At 50.0% G+C, this 17,016-nt stretch carries 20 protein-coding genes; 12 read left to right on the top strand and 8 right to left on the bottom strand.

All coding sequences use genetic code 11. The features are described from left to right. Positions 1-18 precede the first annotated feature (18 nt). From TPH_RS09705 to TPH_RS09665, 9 genes are all read left to right on the top strand, one after another. On the top strand, positions 19-1,062 hold the full coding sequence (locus TPH_RS09705) for a radical SAM protein (RefSeq protein WP_015051024.1): 1,044 nt from the start codon (positions 19-21) through the stop codon (positions 1,060-1,062). Further along, the gene (locus tag TPH_RS09700; protein WP_015051023.1) at positions 1,049-2,050 is read left to right on the top strand and encodes a radical SAM protein; all 1,002 of its coding nucleotides are present in this window, start codon (positions 1,049-1,051) and stop codon (positions 2,048-2,050) included. The genes TPH_RS09705 and TPH_RS09700 overlap by 14 nt, the downstream gene beginning before the upstream one ends. Continuing rightward, positions 2,047-2,805 (top strand): MBL fold metallo-hydrolase, encoded by a 759-nt coding sequence (locus TPH_RS09695; RefSeq protein WP_015051022.1) that lies wholly within the window; start codon positions 2,047-2,049, stop codon positions 2,803-2,805. The genes TPH_RS09700 and TPH_RS09695 overlap by 4 nt, the downstream gene beginning before the upstream one ends. A gap of 48 nt (positions 2,806-2,853) precedes the next feature. Then, complete coding sequence (locus tag TPH_RS09690; RefSeq protein ID WP_015051021.1) at positions 2,854-3,402, top strand: isochorismatase family protein; 549 nt, start codon at positions 2,854-2,856, stop codon at positions 3,400-3,402. 19 nt (positions 3,403-3,421) lie between these two features. Then, complete coding sequence (locus TPH_RS09685; protein WP_015051020.1) at positions 3,422-4,411, top strand: lipoate--protein ligase; 990 nt, start codon at positions 3,422-3,424, stop codon at positions 4,409-4,411. A gap of 215 nt (positions 4,412-4,626) precedes the next feature. Continuing rightward, complete coding sequence (locus TPH_RS09680; protein ID WP_015051019.1) at positions 4,627-5,025, top strand: aldehyde ferredoxin oxidoreductase C-terminal domain-containing protein; 399 nt, start codon at positions 4,627-4,629, stop codon at positions 5,023-5,025. A 29-nt stretch (positions 5,026-5,054) separates the two neighbouring features. After that, positions 5,055-5,336, top strand: coding sequence for a MoaD family protein (locus TPH_RS09675; protein WP_236608872.1), 282 nt, complete (start codon positions 5,055-5,057; stop codon positions 5,334-5,336). Positions 5,337-5,579: 243 nt separating this feature from the next. Next, entirely contained in the window at positions 5,580-7,598 is a 2,019-nt protein-coding gene (locus TPH_RS09670; protein WP_015051017.1) for a sigma-54-dependent Fis family transcriptional regulator, read from the top strand. A 107-nt stretch (positions 7,599-7,705) separates the two neighbouring features. Beyond that, entirely contained in the window at positions 7,706-7,981 is a 276-nt protein-coding gene (locus TPH_RS09665) for a PocR ligand-binding domain-containing protein (protein WP_158502681.1), read from the top strand. Positions 7,982-8,217: 236 nt separating this feature from the next. On the opposite strand, the gene TPH_RS09660 is transcribed toward TPH_RS09665, so the two are convergent. After that, positions 8,218-9,441, bottom strand: a complete 1,224-nt coding sequence (locus TPH_RS09660; RefSeq protein ID WP_015051015.1) for an IS110 family RNA-guided transposase — start codon at positions 9,439-9,441, stop codon at positions 8,218-8,220. Positions 9,442-9,831: 390 nt separating this feature from the next. Between TPH_RS09660 and TPH_RS09655 the strand changes: the two genes are divergently transcribed. Then, positions 9,832-10,146 carry a hypothetical protein gene (locus TPH_RS09655; protein WP_015051014.1) on the top strand — a complete coding sequence of 105 codons (315 nt, stop codon included), beginning with the start codon at positions 9,832-9,834 and terminating at the stop codon, positions 10,144-10,146. A 123-nt stretch (positions 10,147-10,269) separates the two neighbouring features. On the opposite strand, the gene TPH_RS16715 is transcribed toward TPH_RS09655, so the two are convergent. Then, complete coding sequence (locus TPH_RS16715) at positions 10,270-10,548, bottom strand: DUF1670 domain-containing protein (RefSeq protein WP_158502680.1); 279 nt, start codon at positions 10,546-10,548, stop codon at positions 10,270-10,272. Between the two features lie 332 nt (positions 10,549-10,880). On the opposite strand from TPH_RS16715, the gene TPH_RS09650 reads away from it, so the two are divergent. Then, complete coding sequence (locus TPH_RS09650; RefSeq protein ID WP_201764440.1) at positions 10,881-11,120, top strand: ribbon-helix-helix domain-containing protein; 240 nt, start codon at positions 10,881-10,883, stop codon at positions 11,118-11,120. Beyond that, positions 11,107-11,460 carry a type II toxin-antitoxin system PemK/MazF family toxin gene (locus TPH_RS09645; RefSeq protein WP_015051012.1) on the top strand — a complete coding sequence of 118 codons (354 nt, stop codon included), beginning with the start codon at positions 11,107-11,109 and terminating at the stop codon, positions 11,458-11,460. Before TPH_RS09650 ends, TPH_RS09645 begins: the two co-directional genes overlap by 14 nt. Here the strand turns inward: TPH_RS09645 and TPH_RS09640 are convergent. The 6 genes from TPH_RS09640 to TPH_RS09615 all read right to left on the bottom strand — a co-directional run bounded on the left by TPH_RS09640 (position 11,432) and on the right by TPH_RS09615 (position 16,977). Then, positions 11,432-13,036 carry a DNA methyltransferase gene (locus TPH_RS09640; RefSeq protein ID WP_015051011.1) on the bottom strand — a complete coding sequence of 535 codons (1,605 nt, stop codon included), beginning with the start codon at positions 13,034-13,036 and terminating at the stop codon, positions 11,432-11,434. The two genes, TPH_RS09645 and TPH_RS09640, sit on opposite strands and share 29 nt — an antisense overlap. Before the next feature lie 586 nt (positions 13,037-13,622). Next, positions 13,623-13,973, bottom strand: a complete 351-nt coding sequence (locus tag TPH_RS15700; RefSeq protein ID WP_028990898.1) for a TdeIII family type II restriction endonuclease — start codon at positions 13,971-13,973, stop codon at positions 13,623-13,625. A 34-nt stretch (positions 13,974-14,007) separates the two neighbouring features. Continuing rightward, positions 14,008-14,550, bottom strand: a complete 543-nt coding sequence (locus TPH_RS09630) for a ribonuclease toxin HepT-like protein (protein ID WP_015051008.1) — start codon at positions 14,548-14,550, stop codon at positions 14,008-14,010. Beyond that, positions 14,547-14,930, bottom strand: a complete 384-nt coding sequence (locus TPH_RS09625; RefSeq protein WP_015051007.1) for a nucleotidyltransferase family protein — start codon at positions 14,928-14,930, stop codon at positions 14,547-14,549. Before TPH_RS09625 ends, TPH_RS09630 begins: the two co-directional genes overlap by 4 nt. A 323-nt stretch (positions 14,931-15,253) precedes the next feature. After that, on the bottom strand, positions 15,254-16,120 hold the full coding sequence (locus tag TPH_RS09620; RefSeq protein ID WP_148275899.1) for a hypothetical protein: 867 nt from the start codon (positions 16,118-16,120) through the stop codon (positions 15,254-15,256). Positions 16,121-16,170: 50 nt separating this feature from the next. Beyond that, the gene (locus tag TPH_RS09615; RefSeq protein ID WP_148275898.1) at positions 16,171-16,977 is read right to left on the bottom strand and encodes a hypothetical protein; all 807 of its coding nucleotides are present in this window, start codon (positions 16,975-16,977) and stop codon (positions 16,171-16,173) included. Positions 16,978-17,016: the final 39 nt, after the last annotated feature.

Raw genomic sequence — 17,016 nt, 5'->3', positions numbered from 1 at the left:
ATAAAGGGGGGAATTCTTATGAAGATGATAAAGGAAAGCCCGGAATACGTACAAACCAGCCTGGCAGGAGCGATCTGCCTGGGACTGGAGCAGGGCCGGTTTCTCCGGGGGGCGAAGTGCACCTGCCTCAATATTCTGCTTACCTATCAGGACGGCTGCCGCGGTGCTTGCAGCTACTGCGGCCTTGCCCGCAACCGGCAGGTAAGTACCGGGAAAACCTTTATCCGTGTAAAGTGGCCGACATATGCCCTGGATGAAATCCTTGAGCGGGTAAAAACGAGAAATCACCCTTTTAAACGGGTGTGCGTCTCCATGCTTACCCATCCCCGCAGTGTGGTTGATACCTGTACTGTTACGGACAGGTTCAGAACTACGGGTCTTCCCATCAGCGGGCTGCTTACACCCACTGTCATGCGTGGTAAGGATGACCTGGCCATGATCAGGGATGCCGGGGCGGATCGGGTGGATATCGCCATTGATGCTGCTACCGAAGAGCTTTTCGAAAAGCACCGCGGGCGCACCGTAAATGGCCCCCATAAGTGGAGCCGGTACTGGGATACCGTGGCCGAGGCCGTAGAGGTATTCGGCCCCCATAAAGTGGGCGTGCACCTCATCGTCGGTCTCGGTGAAACGGAAGAACAGATGGTTAAGACAATATCGAGAGCATACCGGATGGGAGCCCTGACTCACCTGTTCTCCTTTTTCCCAGAAGCCGGCAGCCTGATGGAGGACTCCCCTCAACCCCCCCTCGGGCAATACCGCCGGGTACAGCTTGCCCGTTACCTGATCAACGAAGGGATTCTCTCCGAAGCTGCCATCAGCTTTTCTCCGGAAGGACAGATAGTCGATTATGGTATCGACATAGAGCCGTATGTCAATAACGGCCTGGCGTTCATGACCTCCGGGTGTCCCGGAGAAGACGGGTTCCTTGCCTGCAACAGGCCCTTCGGAAACGAGAGGGCTGGCGAACCTATGAGAAACTATCCCTTTGTTCCCACACCGGAGGATATCGAAATCATTCGCTCCCAGTTCTGGGAGGGAGTTTCGCATGCCGGGGCTTAGCAACCTTATGCAGCAGGCCTGGGAGATCAGAAAGGATCACGCACCTCAGATCATTTTTTCGGCCCCTGGGGCAAAGCATTACCAGAACAGGTTTTTCGCCAACCGCCGCAATTCCTTTGTCAACCTCAGTGTGACCGGTAAGGCGTGCGCCTGCCGCTGCGCACACTGCAACGGCAGACTGCTGGAAACCATGATCCCAACACCGACGCCCGAAGAGATGTGCCGCGTCGTGGACCGCCTGATGGAGAAAGGCTGCCGGGGTATCTTGGTCAGCGGAGGGGCGGATTCACGCGGGGAGGTACCCCTGCTCCCCTTCGTCGATGCCATTGGGTACGCCAAAGGGAAGGGGTTGCGGGTTCTGGTGCACAGCGGGCTGATCCGGCGGGAAACGGCAGTTGCCCTGCGGGAAGTGGGGGTCGATCAGGTTCTGCTGGATGTGATCGGTGAGGAAAGCACGATTCGCGATGTGTATCACCTGGCTCATAAGCCAAGTGATTATCTGGAAGCGATGCTGACCTGCCGGGAAGCGGGGTTGAGCATTGCTCCCCATGTGGTTATCGGGTTGCATTACGGCCGCCTCCTGGGAGAGATGAAGGCCCTAGAAATGATCAGCCGGGCAGACCCCCAGGCGGTGGTGCTCGTTATCATCTCCCCGATGAAAGGAACGGAAATGGCCGGAGTGGAGCCGCCGCCGGTGGAGGAAACCGCAAGGGTCTTTGCCACAGCCCGCCTCTTGAATCCCGACATCCCTTTAACCCTTGGTTGCGCCAGGCCGCCCGGCAGGTACAAACAGAAAATCGAGAAGCTGGCGGTGGACTGCGGTGTCAACGCCATTGCCTACCCAGATGAGGCAACCATAACACATGCCCGCAACAAAGGGCTGCAGGTGATTTTCACCGAAGAGTGCTGCAGCCTGATGGGCATAGTTGCGGGCAAACGCGGCGGGGGAAAGGGCGCATCTATGATTGGAAAAGAGGTTAAAGCATGAAGGTCACTGCTTTAACCACCGTTCTGCATGAGATCGACAATCTCCTGATCAGGAATATTCCGGTTACATCTACAGTGGTAGAATTGGATGACAAGATGCTGGCGATCATCGACACTGGGATGTACGGCAATCCGGGCTTGTTGGAAAGCCTGGAGGAGGCAGGCTACAGTCCGTTGGATTTCAGCCTGGTGATCAATACACACATCCACCCGGACCACGTTGGCGGCAATCGTCATTTTAAAAATGCCCGCATTCTGATCAGCCGGCAGGAGCTGGCATACGAACGGGACTTTGCCGCGAGGCTGCGGGAAAGCAAAGACCCGGCCGCCGGCTTGCACAGCATGGGGCGACATGTTCGAGACCAGGAGATCCTCTTGGCCCGAGAGCTGAAAAAACTTACAGAAGCATACCCTGCAGATAAACTGGTGGGCGATCCGGAACAGTTAGAGTTTTTTGAAGACCAGCCCCTGCTTCCGAAAAATCTTTCGGTCGTATCTGTTCCAGGGCATTCCATTGGCAGCCGCGCCGTTATTCTACAGGATAAGAGTCGTGCGGTTCTGGTTGCGGGAGATGCGCTGTACCATCGGGACCTGTGGAGAAAAAACTCTGCTGGCATTCTTCACTATAACGCCGATCTGTTTATGAACAATGCCCGGCGGATATCCCGTTTCCGGGGAATTATCATCCCGGGTCACGATCGAGCATTTGACAATCATTCGCGCCGGTATCTGGAGGAAGACACTTTTTATTTATGACTTCGGAGTGAAATATCAAAGGAACAGCTTGCAAGGGATGGGGTGTTTATGGCAAGACATTTATTAAAGGCAGACAATTCGGTATTCATGATTATTGATCTGCAGGAAAATCTGATGAAGGTGATGGACCAGGCCGGGAAGGTATACAAAAACACGCAGCTGGTGCTTGCGGCATGTTACAAATTGAACATACCGGTTATTGTCACCGAGCAGTATCCGAAAGGTTTGGGGTACACGGTTGCGGAGGTGAAGGGCAGCCTGGGAGAACACGTTAAACTGGAGAAGATCAGTTTCTCGGCCTGTTCGGTGGATGCTTTAAAGGTGCTAAAGGGATACAACCGGAACCAGATCCTGGTTGCGGGGAGCGAGACCCATATCTGTGTTTTCCAGACGGTCAGGGATCTGATCATGGCCGGGTATCAGGTCTTCGTATTGCAGGATGCCGTTTGCTCCCGGTTCAAGCACAATCACAAGAACGGTCTGGAATTAATGAGGGAAGAAGGCGCTGTAATAACAAATGCCGAGACCGTGGTTTTTGACCTGCTCAAAGTGGCGGGAACCCCCGAGTTTAAGGCAATTGCACCATTGTTGAAATAAGAAAAGAGGGTTGGGAACATTGAGAACAGCGTATGCAAGTTCAAGTTCTTATGACCCATGGTACAACCTGGCTATTGAAGAGTATTTGTTGAATCATGTGGCGGAGAATGAGATTATTTTGTATTTGTGGCAGAACGACAACACGGTTGTGATCGGCAAGCATCAAAATGCCTGGAAGGAGTGTGCCTGTAAAGAGCTGGAAAGCGAAGGCGGCAAACTTGCCCGCAGGCTATCCGGGGGCGGAGCGGTTTATCACGATCTCGGCAATCTGAATTTCACATTCGTCATGGACAGGAAGCTGTACGATCTGGAAAGGCAACTGCACGTTCTCCTGCTGGCCGTAAGAAACCTCGGAATAGAGGCGGAATTTTCGGGGCGCAACGATCTCACCGTTGAGGGGAAAAAGTTTTCGGGCAATGCCTTTTGTTTCAAGTCCAGATCGGCCTATCACCACGGCACCATTCTCGTCGACACGGACATGAACAGACTCGCCCGCTACCTGCGGGTCTCCAAGGAGAAAATAGCGTCGAAAGGTGTTGACGTTAAATCGGTAAGGTCAAGGGTGGTCAACCTGGCCCGTTTGAATCCTGAAATCACCATTGAAGCGGTGCGGCAGAGCGTAAAAGAGAGCTTTGCCCAAGTCTACGGGGAATATTCCCGTGAAATTCAGTTTGACGGGGACTCCGAGGAGATACTCAGGCTGTACCAGAAGTATGCGTCCTGGGAGTGGAGATACGGCGAAACCCCCGACTTCGACATTTCCTTGCGCAACAGGTTTGACTGGGGAGAAATCGAGCTCTGTCTCAGCATAGATGAAGGCCTTATTAAAAAAGCTGTCATCTACTCGGATGCCATAGACTGCGGCCTAGTCGAAGCCCTTGCGGAATCCCTTCAGGGTATTCCCTTCCGCAAAGATGTCATCATAGAAAGGGTCGGCTGTATCGAGGGCGCCGGGATGAGGTCATTTGTTCGGGATTTACTGGGATGGCTTGGGGCGAGGGAGTTTTGATGGTGAAGTGTTGTACTATCTTTCGCCGCCGTTTGCTGAACTTCTTGAAATTACCTAAATGGGCCTAGAGAAAAAATTTTAGTTGAACTAGTGAATTAAATGTGACTCAAGCAGCTGCCTTCTGTGAACCATGATTTTTAGCACCGTGGGAATAAAGAAATGAATTTTTCTCAAAACAGCCTGGGAGAATGTGAGAGTGCTGGGTTTGGGCCAGGATGAATCGAAGGGAAAGCTCAGTTACGAAGATCTTCCAGGATCTCACCGCGGCCGTAGACTCTTCCGGGATCTGCCTCTTCCTGACATTTGCCATCGGAGCACCGGAACTTTCCGAACAACTCACAGCTGCAACAGGGATTGACTTTACCGTTGAAGAAATAATGAAGATCGGCGAGAGGATCTGGAACATGGAGCGACTCTTCCTCCTGGCGAACGGCTTTACCAAAGCGGACGATACGCTGCCGCCGCGCATTTTGAAGGAGCCGGTCAAGGTCGGCCCCTGCAAGGGAGCGGTCAGCAAACTGGATGTCATGCTTCCGGAGTACTACGAGGTGCGCGGATGGGACGCTGAGGGCAGGCCGACCCCAGAGAAGCTACAAGAGCTAGGCCTCCAATAACGCATGAATGGGGGTGATCCCCTTTGAAAGTGAAGTTCTTTGCTCTCCTCCGGGACATTACAGGTGTAAAAGAAACCGCGGATTTTACGGCGACTGTATTGGTAGAACTGCTGGAAAAACTATCCGAGCATTACGGAAAGGAGCTGACCCGGTGGCTTTTTGCTCCCACAGATTCCGTTCAGGAGAAACAGCTCAGTTCTGACGTGATCATTCTGGTCAACGGGAGGGCAATAGAACATCTGGCAGGTCTGGCAACACCTTTAAAGGAAGAGGATGAGGTGGCGATTTTCTTCAGGCTGGCAGGGGGCTGAAAGGCGAATGGGGGTGGACCTGGAGTTCGCCCCCATTTGATCTTTTGGAGCTTTAAATCCGGTATGAATTTTGCTAATTAAGTTATTTGTGTATTATTTGTGTAGCCGGCAGCTTCACACTACAACCTGCTGGTTATGATATGTTATTGTATTACATAACCCATATCCGGTTGGCAGGGGATAGGGGCTGTTTGTCGAACAGTGTCAAATAAGAGCAACTTATTAACAGGGGGGAGGGAGGAGATGTCTATAGCTCACCGAGCTTTGTCTGACATTGCGTTGGCTTGGATGAAGTTTGTGACTACGGGGGAACTCGAATTTGAGACGCTGCGGCCCGAAATTGCGGAATCATGGCAGAGGTGTTATCAGGCGGGAATTGATCCGTACGACGGCACCTGTTATGACGTTTTGGATTCCTCCGAATTGGAATTCCTGCGTGAGAAGCACAGGGATCTGATTGAGATCGCCAGGCCGTTTATGACCAACCTTTATAAATTTTTTGAGGGATCCGGCTATATTGTGATACTGACTGACGCTCAGGGATATATTCTAGAAGCGTTTGGTGATGAGGATACTCTAAAAGATGCGATTGGGCTCAATTTTATTAAAGGGGCTAACTGGACCGAGGATGCTGTTGGGACCAACGCTATCGGAACTGCACTGTTACTCAAAATGCCCATTCAGGTATCAGGCCCGGAACATTACTGCCGCAAACACCATGCCTGGACCTGTTCGGCTACTCCGATATTCGATCATAACGGAAACGTATTGGGGATTCTAGATCTATCGGGTCCCTCGAATGAAGCGCATCTGCATACCCTGGGTATGGTAGTGGCGGCGGGAGAAGCCATCCGGGAACAGATGCGGATCCGGCAGAAGAACCGGGAACTTACCCTTGCCAACAGCCAACTATCAGGCATTATTCAGACAATGTGTGAAGGAGTTATTGCTTTTGATGCTCGGGGTATAATTATACGGCTCAACCCTGCGTCGGAGCAGATCATCGGTAGGAAAAGTCGGGATTTGGTAGGTAAGCCGGTGAGGGATATTCTGGGAAACCGTGTTCATTTTATAGATAAGCTACTCGTTGGTCGTGATACCTTTAACGAAGTGGAGGTAATGGTGGATTCCGTAGACGGGCTGATCCATTGTTTGGTATCAGGCAAGCCGATTTTAGATGACCAAGGTGTCTTTACGGGCGGCGTGATACTCCTCCGTCCGATTGAGCGGGTGCAGAAGCTGGTTAACCGTTTCAGTGGGGCGCAGGCCACATTTCGTTTCAGGGACATAATTGGGGAAAGTGCGGGGATTCGGGAAGCGATCAGGATGGCGTCATTGGCGGCATCGAGCATGTCCACCGTACTGCTGCAGGGGGAGAGCGGCACGGGGAAGGAGCTTTTTGCGCAGGCCATTCACAATCGCAGTCCTCGCAGGAAGGGTCCCTTTGTGGCGGTAAACTGCGGGGCTATACCGAGGGAGCTGATTGCCAGCGAGCTGTTTGGATACGAGGGAGGGGCATTTACCGGAGCGAAGCGAGGGGGTAGGCCCGGCAAATTTGAGCTGGCGTCGGGGGGTACACTTTTTCTGGATGAGATTGGGGAGATGCCGCTGGAGCAACAGGTAGCCCTGCTGCGGGTATTGCAGGAGAGGAGGCTCACCCGTCTTGGTGGTGATAAGGTGATTCCGGTAGATGTGCGGGTTATCTGTGCCACCAATAAGAATCTTCTGGGTGAAGTGGAGAAGGGGAACTTTCGGCGAGATCTTTACTACCGGGTGAACGTAATCACGATTAATATTCCTCCGCTTCGGGAGCGTCCTGAAGATATACCGATACTGTTCAAACACTTTTTGGAGAGGATCAGCAGGGAATGGGGGAAGAGTTTTGATGGCGTAGACCCGGAGGTAGTGGAGCATCTGAAGCGGTACCACTGGCCGGGGAATGTTCGGGAGCTGCAGAATGTGGTGGAGAGGATGGTGAGCATAGCGGAGGGGAGTCGGATCACGGCGGAATACCTTCCTGAAGAAATTTACAGGCCGTGGCATTCGGAAAGCTGCGAGGCGTCTTCATTTGTGCAGGTGGCAAGAATAGAGGAGGAGAGGGAGAAGAGGAAAAGGATGCAGGCCGAGAGGGAGCGCAGGAGGATCCTGGAACTGCTGTCCAAACATGGGGGCAACATCAGCCGAGTTGCCAGGGAGCTGGGGGTCTCCCGCAACACCATTTACAGGAAGATGAAGATCTATAATATAAACATAAACAAATGATTGATAAAATTGTTACTAACCTACAAATTATCGTAGAAATCCGATATCAGAGGTTCAGATTCACGGTGGGTAATATTAACCGTTTTGGTTCAGGGGGGGCTGAACGGATGGTGGGGAAGAGTACCGTGAAATTGCTTGACCTTATCGACCTCGATTTTCTGCAGGATTTTCAAGATAACTTTGCCGAGAGTGTAGGTGTAGCCAGCCTGACCGAAGATGAAGATGGAAATGCATTGACCCGTCTAAGCTGTTTTTCTGAATTGTGTATAAAAATCATCCGGACTACAGAGTGCGGGTTAAGGCGCTGCCGGCAGACGGAAATACGAGGTGGTTTAGGGTTAGTCTGTCGGGTGGCTCTTCTACTAATAGCAACGGCTTCATAATACCATATCGACCGTCCAGTAGGGTTTATCCCGAAAGACCACAACGGATAAGACGCTACAGTGCGTGGAGCAGCATGCATATCACCACCTGGCTATTGTCTTTCAACCAATAATCCATTTATATTGCTTTTTTCCATTTACCTCTGGAAACAAGCTTAGTTTGGTATGCGCTTTATTAGAAAATTTTCTTAGAAATTTTGCCCCTTGGATCTTGACATATTACCGTAAGGCTTTCTCTACTCTTGGGGCACGTATAGTTGGTTGCTGCGTAGCAGAGCATCAACCACCCGCACGAGTTTACGTGCGGTAAGAACCAAAGCACGGCGATAGTGGTGAGTAGTACTTTCTTTAAACTTACGGGCATAGAACTCGGCAAACCTGGGGTCCCATTTACGCACGCTGTCGGCGGCCATCACAAAGTAATAGCGCAGGTACACATTGCCGGTTTTCGTAAGCGGCGTGTCATCGGCTTCAAACTCGCCTGACTGGTGTTTCCGCCAGGTGAGGCCGGCAAACTTGGCGACTGCCTTCTCGTTGTCGAACCGGTGGATGTCGCCGATCTCGGCGATTATTCCGGCGGTACAGACAGGCCCCATGCCCGGTATCGACTGCAAAGTGTTCGGAAAGTGTGACAGTTCTTTCTCAATAGCCCTGTCAATACTCTTGACCTGCTGTTCCAGGGTGCGGATGGTCTGCAAACTGGTGGCCAGGATCAGGTTCACCGGCTCCAGGAGGCTTCCGTGCAGCCTGTAAGCGCAGGCTGCGGCATGCTTTAAGGCCTTGGCCGTAGCTTCGGGGTTGGAGAAATGACTCTTTCCCTTCTCCATCAGGAAATCAATTAACTCATCAAGCGGTCGTGCCGCAATCTCTTCCGGAGAAAGGAACTCGGTCAGGATCGCCTCCGAGGTGGCCCCGAAGATGTCGCTCAGCACCTTGTCCTGGCAGATGGTATTGAACTTCAGGAACAGGTTGGTCAGGAAGTAGTTCTTCTCCCGAGTGATGGTCTGGATCAGGTGGTAACGGAACCTGGTCAGCCGCTGGAGGGGCAGGTAGCGGAAGTCCACCTGGCAGCTCTCGGGCAGCCGCCCGAACCTTAGCCGGTCGGCGATCACCAGGCAGTCGAACCAGTCATCCTTTGGAATATCGACGTACTGTTTTCTGAAGTTGGCGATCACCTTGGGATTGAAGACGTACACCTGGGGGTGGAAGGAAGCCAGCAAAGGCTCACCGGCCAGGCGCATCTGCAGGTGCCAGCCATAGACAGAGGTGGACTCCATGCCGATCCGCAGGGAATCAACTTCGTTGGCGCCGCAGATCTCCACCAGGTACTTAACAAAGGACTCTGCACCCGGATCGTCGTTCTTGCAGCGAATGCGCTTGGCGATCTCCTCGCCCTCGGCGTCGAACATCCGGGCCTTGAAATCTTTCATGCTGACATCGATACCGACAAACAGTTTCATCAGTTTCACCCCCTCCCAAGGAGGAATTGTGCAAGATTATGCGGGGTCCCAGGCACCATAACCGGTCAACAGCCTCGCCGGAAACAACGCTTTCCTGTCAGGACCTTGTTCTATCCAACCTGCTACCATTGGACAGGATCTTGACAAGTTGCGCAACTTACGTGTCAGGGGTACAGGTTATGGGCTGGGGGTCAGGCTTTCTAAGAGGTCGGACCTCAAGGAGGACAACACCTACCCAGAACATAATCTCACGACTACATTTTGCCTGGAACACCGCCAAAAGTGAATACCCAATTTCCAGTTGTCAAGGAGCATTTTTGATCCAAGCCGGGCTTCTTTTAAGGGCTGGATCAATTGGTGTTACAAAAACTATCTTACGAGGAGTATGTCATGATTGGTTTACTTAATCTTGGCAGCCTCGCGCTTGGCCTAATTGCTTGGATACTTCCTGTTGTTAATCTTATGCGACATAAAAAACATGATCATAGGAATTGGGTCGCTCTTTCCATTCTGAGCATCAGTGCTTGTGCTATTTCGCTGTGTTTCCAGATTTTCTACAACTATCATTTGGTTAAGATTGCGGATTGGTCTGCTCTTATGGACATAACGGATAATGTGGCGTTCGTCGCAGCAGTTCTTCTCATCGTTACCATCATTTTAAATGCAATTACTCTGCTTGTATATCATGACAGAACAGCAAAATAGGATGTCAAATTCCAGATTGTCAAGATATGAAGGATTAAATTTTCACCCCCTTGGAAGCTGGATATTCCTTAATCTCCTGATGATCCCGGTAGCGTTCCCGGAAAAGTTTCTGGTGCTCATTTATCAAGGAGACCCCCCTTGCAGGCGTGCCATAAGCTCAGGCGGAACACCGAATAAATACAATAACAGGACTGCTTCGAAGGTTCCGATGTAGTTATCCCCCGCCCGTGGCGAATGATGCGTCATTCGGGCAATGTCTTTAACCGTGTAGCCCTGTAGATGCAGGCTGACGATCACATCCTTGGGCGTTATGCTTCTTCCGGCATCAAGGATAGTCCCCGAGGTTTGACGATCCCAGCGACGGAGCGAAGAGAAGCTTATTAAAATCTCCGAGCCTATCAAGGGGGATGACAGAAGCTACAAAGGGCTTCAACTTCTTCAGCCAAGCCGATCAGAAACACTTTGAAAAGTCTGGCGCGAGGTGAGTAAGACGATCCGTAAATTCATCTCTGATCTGAGCCCCTCATCGGTCACCAGGATCTTGAAGCGCCTTTTGCTTCATGGTCTTTTTAAAAAGGTTGGGAGGTCTCGCATGAATACTACCACCAAGCTGGGTAAGGCTGTCATCACTACTGTACTCAAGACAAAGGCTATGTCTTAATGGGGGGATGACATGCGGTATGATTGACGTTATGCCTTTCGGTGTGATAACATCAAACCGGGAGGTGTTGCCGGTGAGCACAAAGATTACGGTGAGCCTGCCCGAACCGCTGCTGGCCGTCCTTGACCGTTTGGCGCGGCAGCTGTCCACTACAAGGAGCGGGGCGGTGGCCGAACTCCTACGTCGGGCGGAACGGGCAGAATTGGAGCGAGAAATGGAAGAAGGGTATGCCGTTTGGGCAGAGTCCAACAGTGCGGATGCCGAGCTTTTTCTTCCGGCGCAGGCCGAGGTGGTGCTGCGTGACCGTGGTTAAACGCGGCGACGTTTTCCTGGTGGACTTCAACCCAGCGCGAGGTAGCGAGCAGGCAGGTTTTCGACCTGCTCTTATTATTCAGAACGATGTGGGTAACAGGTATAGCCCGACTACCATCGTGGCGGCGATCAGCGCAGCTTTCGAAAGAACCTACCCCTTTTTAGTGCGGCTTTCCGCGGGTGAGGGGGGACTGGAGAGGGACAGCATGGTCAACGCCAGCCAGATACTCACGGTAGACAAGTCCCGTTTGATTAAGAAATTGGGAAGCCTTTCTGCTGAAAGGATGCAGCAGGTGGACCGTGCAGTCAGGATCAGTCTGGGTCTGGAGAAGTCGAATTAGAACCATTGTTCACCATATGAAAAATGCTTTCTCCGTAGGGATTCCTGTCTCTGGAGGTTCTGTTCAGCACCGGGCGCTTGAACTCCTGTACAATTTTCAGGCCGGCACGGCGGGCGATCTCAGGATATAGTCCGTATTCGTCGTTGGCCACGATGAATGCGTGAAAATCATCCGCCAGGTACCTTTTGCTGTTCAAAAGAACGTCGGCGATCCCCTCGATGTACTCCTCCCTGGCTTTGCTTCCCTTCCCCCTGCCGGACCTGCCTATTTCCTGATCGTCGCGCCTGTTGAAGCCGAAAAGCTCGTAGGCGTACTCGTGCTGGGCATGGTAATCGAGCTGCCCGACGTAGGGCGGTGACGTGAAAATGCCTTTTATTCGTTTATTGATCAGCAGTTTGTAGAAATCTTCATTTCTCTTCTTAACTTCTTCGAAGATGTTGATGAACCTTGAATCTCCATCGATCACTGCAGAAAAGGCATCTTTTTTCAGCCTGCCGAATTCGGCGAGCCTGTTGATGGTATCCCGGGAATACCTGCCGAAGATCCTGGCCATTGAGAGGATCGGCTTGCAAATCTTCCTGTGCTTGTAGCAGTAATAAGGCCCGGAGACGGGTTTATTCAGCAGCTCCAGTTGATAATGCGGGGTCAACCGGCAGGAGCGGATCGTCCTGGACAGGATTACGGTGAGAAGCTTCCGTTCTTTTTCAGATTCAACCCTGTTTAAATACTTCCTTGCGGCCAGAGCCTCTCGAAGAACCGGAGCGGCCAGCCAGGTGTCGAGGAAATCCGATCCCGTCAGTCTGCCCTTCAATTCCACGCCGTACCTGTTGATCAAAGCATCATACTTATCCTTCAGACAGGTGAGTGCCTCCGACACCACCCTGTTTTCGTCAACCGTTCCCCGCGCCAGGCTGTACTTGAATTCCGGTGAAGGGAAAAATTCGTCGTTTATGGAAGAAACCAGTTCTGACAGTTCTCTATCAAAGCCGGCAAGTCTGCTGCTCTCCGCTTTGATTATCCTGTTTATCTCCTGGCAGTGGGCGGCAATGGTCTCCAGGTCGTAGTCGAGTAGCTTCACTTCGGAGATCAGGCAGTTGAAGTATGATATGTCCAGCCCGATCGCATGCATTCCGAGCTCGGCGGCCTGGACGAGGGTCGTCCCGGAGCCGGCGAAGGGGTCGAGGATGATGTCTCCGGGGCGAAAGTAGACGTCTCGCTTGAAGTCATCGGTGTGGCCGTCCAGGAAATACTCCACCAGCTGCGGGATGAATTTTCCCTTATAAGGGTGCAGCCGGTGGACGTGCTTTGTGGTTTCTTTCTCCTTCACCCGGGCAAACGACAGTGCCCAATTGATGTCGCCGCCTAGACGCTCCTCGTACCTTTCTCGCAGTTCCGAGTAATACTCTTCGTAGTACTTCTTGAGTTCCTCAACGCTCACAAGGGTTTTCCCGTTCCAGCTGTACTTTTTGACCTTGCCGTACTGGAGGAGGTAGCTGATGTTGGTCGGTGTGACATATTTGTTTGTAAATTCTGAAGCCCAGGCGGCGGCTTCGTTTAAGTCCAGCAGGTCGTTCATAATCCCTCTAAACCTCCGTTTGTTATCTTATCTGTTTGAATTTTTCATAGATTTCGTCTCTGATTTCGTCACCAATCTGATTTCGTCACCAACTGCTTTAAAAACATCTAGCAGTTCCTCATAAATATTGTCGCATGAAACAAAATTTCAGAACTCTTCCCCAACAAGGATCTCTCCTCTGTTGAGGTCAAACAACCCTTTAAGTGGTCATCTTCATATGGCTCGTGTTCATAGGGATTATAAGGGATGGCAAGCCTTGTGATAACTTTTGCATTTCAGTCCTGGCCGAAACGAAGTCCTGCCCATCTAAGAAGTTTTAGCTTCAAAGCCGCAAACTCTTTCATGTTGGGCTTAACTGATTTGCTGTTATATCGAAATAATTTTCCTTGTTTCCAATCTTAACAAATAGATCAACCACGCGGTCGGGATCTTTTGTTTTTAACACCAGGTTTAATCGAATGCCTGATTAATTCTATCTCCTCGTCTTTATCTGGAATCGTTTCTCCTTTTCTCAGTTTGAGGTGGATATGTCTAATCAGAGCCTCAGTATCCTGGTCGATTTCCCCAGTTAGATGATATTGTCTTTTCACTTCGAGTTTTGCTCTTTTTGCTTAAATATTTCTGCAACTTGCTCCCAAATAGACATTCCAAATGTTGTATTCATCGACTGCAGGAACGAAAACATTGCACATGTATCTTTACCGAGTAATCTATAGTGAAATGGCATAGAAACTGTTTCAGGAGTATAGGCATCAAGTTTCTTTCTGATTATCCGTTGTAGAGTCGATATTTTTAATTTGATTTCTGTCGCAAGCAATAACATCCCCCTCCTAAATAATAATTTCGAGACTAGAAAGAATTTTCCTATCATTAAGTTAAAGAAGACTTGATATACGGAATCTTGGTACTCAGGCGCTTCTTTTTGCGCTCGCATCATAGCCCCGCCTCCCTGGGTTAGCCCCTTAAATAATTTACATACTTTTACCGGTTTTTCCGTTACAAGTATTCATGCGCCCGTGCTCTACAGTTGTCAACTTTTCACTGCACCTTGCTTCAATGAAAAGAAGAAACCTTTCAAGTTCCCCTTTTGTGCGCTCCCACACTTCAACAAGATTATCCACTAAAGGCTTAATGCGTTTAGGAGAAAGATGGAAGGTATATATGTTGCGAACAATATGTCGGAAGCCCCTGTATTCATCCAGGCTGAACCTGGTTTCCCTGGAGATGACAGATGGGCGTATCAGTTCAATCTCAACCGCCATCTGGCGCAAAAGCTCCTGATGCCAGTTTTGCCCCTCTGGCTTACTATGCTCCACATTGATGGAAATTTGTTCAAAAATCCTTTCCAGCCCCGTATAAAAGCTGTGAAGATTAAAGGCTACGCTGTCAAGGTAAAAATCATCACCTGTAAGCTGATACCGTTCCCATCCGGCTCGTGCCCGGTCGACGGCCTGCTGGATTTCAGCGAGTTCATCCCGGATGCGGCCGGCCAGGGCGAGGAACTTCTTTTTCACAGCTCGACTCCTTCGCTTTCAATAACGCTGCGCAAAGATGTGCGACAATCTTCCGGGTCTACCAGGTCAACTTTAAATTTTTTACTAATACCCGTCACCGCCCCCACTGCGGCATAGAATCGGTCGTCCGGGATGCCCCATGCCGCCAGGTCAACATCGGACCAGCGCGTAAAGCGGGTGCGGTCTACAAGTGAGCCGAAAGCCACCACTTTTTGGGCGCCATATCGCTCTTTTAAGATGGCTGCAGCCCTGGCAGCAACCTGCCAGGCTTCCTTATAACGCTCTGTCAGGGAGGAGTCAGTTTCTGAAAAATCATCGACAAAGGTCAAAGGGTATTTTTTCGCGTAATAAGCAGCCAGTTCATCACTTTGTGTACCCATTTATAAACCCCCTACATAGATTTAGACATCTCATCCCCTATTTACTTTCCCGCAACACGGCAATTTAAGTATACCACAGGTTAATTAATTATGGTACTATTTTCCACTGCTTGGACGCAGTTAGACCTGTAGCGGATCACGATAAGGAGCTTCCTCTCCTTTTCGGATGTAACATCTCCCTGCCAAAACCGGCAACGCCAACCTCCGCCTTTATTATCCTGCTTATTTCCCGGCAGTAGATGACGACGAACTCCAGGTCCTAGTCGAGCTGCTTCACTTTGGAGATCAGGCAGTTGACCAGGCCGTTCAGGATTTCATATAAATCACGGGTCGACTCTCCGCTGCACAAGACGGTCAACGTCAGCTTCAGTCTGGATACGCATTAGATCACCTGCATGGTTTCTAAGAAGATGCTGGAGCTTTCTCAGGCTGAGACCAGCATATATCAGGATGCGGCGTCGCGCATACCGCTTCAACCCCCTCTCTTTTTCCATACCAAAATTAAGCCTCAAAAATACAAGCTCGTACTTAGAAATTAATACCATGACGTAAACAAATGGCGTGAATAGCAAGGAAAGAAGCGGAGCCAATGCAATGCTTCTGAAGGTATCCAAACTGAGGAGATTCTGGAAGTTAGAAATGGCGCGGCTAACTGTGATCGCCAAAATAACGATGCCAATAACCATCTGCGCCCTTTGGGTCATTTTTGCGACCGCAGAGTATTTCTCGTCAGATCTCACAAATACGTCAACCATCGCAAGCAATGTAAGTATCGGTACGAAGACGAATTCAGTAGGGAGCGAAAATGCGTAAGTATTGACGAGGAACTCGAGGACAATTACAATCTTGAAGCTGTCGGTCAGTATCTTCCGGAAGATATTCTCAGCATCATCCGATGTAATAATGCGCATCATCATTGCCATAGCATTAACACATAACCACACGATGGTATCTTTAAGAAGAGAAACATTCCATAGACCAATGGCAGCGAGTAGCATCACAGCGGCTCCGGTATAAAGCACCATAAGGCAGACTGATAAGAGAATCTTAAATTGGCAGAATGCTCGCAGAACTGCCGCAAATGATTTGCGTATATCGGCCTTTCGTAACGCGAATGTCAGGAATACGATAATCCAAAAGGCAGTTGCGATTTCGCGATTATTGAATGGGCTCTGGATCACTAAGCTCATCTCCGTGGACCGCGTGGACCGCCCGGTTGGCCTCCAGGATGTCGTCCTTTTTACCGGTGTCCAGCCACCAGCCCTCTACCCTGCGGGCAGCCTATTATCTCGAAACCAAAAAAGGGAATGTACTCATTTCCTTTGCTCGTTGTCGCTATTGCACCTTCCAGTGGTTGTTGCCGCATAAGAAAATAGATTTTCTTCTCATTTGGATAGTACTTCATTAGAACCTTGTCTACGTGGGTAACGAACATCGTCCAGTATTCATTTAGAGAGATGTAGTTGATAGCATTCCAGATATTAATATAACTTTTTAGGTCAATATTGCTATCTTTATGTGCTGCGATCTTATCCCTAATGAACCGAAATTTATATTTTTTTTCTAAACGATCTATCTCTTTAAGCATATCTTGGTACTCGAGTTGTGCATATTCTTTATTTAAATCCTTAAGTTTACTAAGTAAACCAAAAATACTGTTCAATTCCACCACGAAATATTTGCCGATCAACTTTTTGGCATAGTCGTTCATAAATGCTAAGATCTCTAACATCCCAATCAGCATCTCAATGTCTTCAAACGTCATTGCTATAACTTGAATAATTTTTTGCTCGTTAACTTCACTTCCCCAGACATTACTTTGAGCTACAAACATCATATTTCTTTCTGCAAACCTTAACGGATTGCCGGTAATTCTTGGTCTGAAATTTGGCAATAGTTGTTCGGGAGGATCATTTAGTAACCTATTTACACATTCCCTTCTCCAGGCATCATTTGCCACTCTATAACAATGTTGTTCAGCCTCGACCTGAGATTTAAAGTATTGCCCATTCGGAATTCTCTGCCGTTTACCATTATCAAACTCCACTTTTATCTCTCTTTTGTAGACGCTAATTACTTTTGCGGT

Source organism: Thermacetogenium phaeum DSM 12270 (assembly GCF_000305935.1).
GTDB lineage: Bacteria > Bacillota > DSM-12270 > Thermacetogeniales > Thermacetogeniaceae > Thermacetogenium > Thermacetogenium phaeum.
This window is presented reverse-complemented; position numbering and strand designations above follow the sequence as displayed.

Excerpts from the sequence above, each read along its gene's own strand:
- TPH_RS09705 (WP_015051024.1), top strand. The coding sequence starts at position 19 with ATGAAGATGATAAAGGAAAGCCCGGAATACGTACAAACCAGCCTGGCA.
- TPH_RS09700 (WP_015051023.1), top strand. The coding sequence starts at position 1,049 with ATGCCGGGGCTTAGCAACCTTATGCAGCAGGCCTGGGAGATCAGAAAG.
- TPH_RS09695 (WP_015051022.1), top strand. The coding sequence starts at position 2,047 with ATGAAGGTCACTGCTTTAACCACCGTTCTGCATGAGATCGACAATCTC.
- TPH_RS09690 (WP_015051021.1), top strand. The coding sequence starts at position 2,854 with ATGGCAAGACATTTATTAAAGGCAGACAATTCGGTATTCATGATTATT.
- TPH_RS09680 (WP_015051019.1), top strand. The coding sequence starts at position 4,627 with ATGAATCGAAGGGAAAGCTCAGTTACGAAGATCTTCCAGGATCTCACC.
- TPH_RS09670 (WP_015051017.1), top strand. The coding sequence starts at position 5,580 with ATGTCTATAGCTCACCGAGCTTTGTCTGACATTGCGTTGGCTTGGATG.
- TPH_RS09665 (WP_158502681.1), top strand. The coding sequence starts at position 7,706 with ATGGTGGGGAAGAGTACCGTGAAATTGCTTGACCTTATCGACCTCGAT.
- TPH_RS09660 (WP_015051015.1), bottom strand. The coding sequence starts at position 9,441 with ATGAAACTGTTTGTCGGTATCGATGTCAGCATGAAAGATTTCAAGGCC.
- TPH_RS09655 (WP_015051014.1), top strand. The coding sequence starts at position 9,832 with ATGATTGGTTTACTTAATCTTGGCAGCCTCGCGCTTGGCCTAATTGCT.
- TPH_RS09640 (WP_015051011.1), bottom strand. The coding sequence starts at position 13,036 with ATGAACGACCTGCTGGACTTAAACGAAGCCGCCGCCTGGGCTTCAGAA.
- TPH_RS15700 (WP_028990898.1), bottom strand. The coding sequence starts at position 13,973 with ATGATGCGAGCGCAAAAAGAAGCGCCTGAGTACCAAGATTCCGTATAT.
- TPH_RS09625 (WP_015051007.1), bottom strand. The coding sequence starts at position 14,930 with ATGGGTACACAAAGTGATGAACTGGCTGCTTATTACGCGAAAAAATAC.
- TPH_RS09620 (WP_148275899.1), bottom strand. The coding sequence starts at position 16,120 with ATGAGCTTAGTGATCCAGAGCCCATTCAATAATCGCGAAATCGCAACT.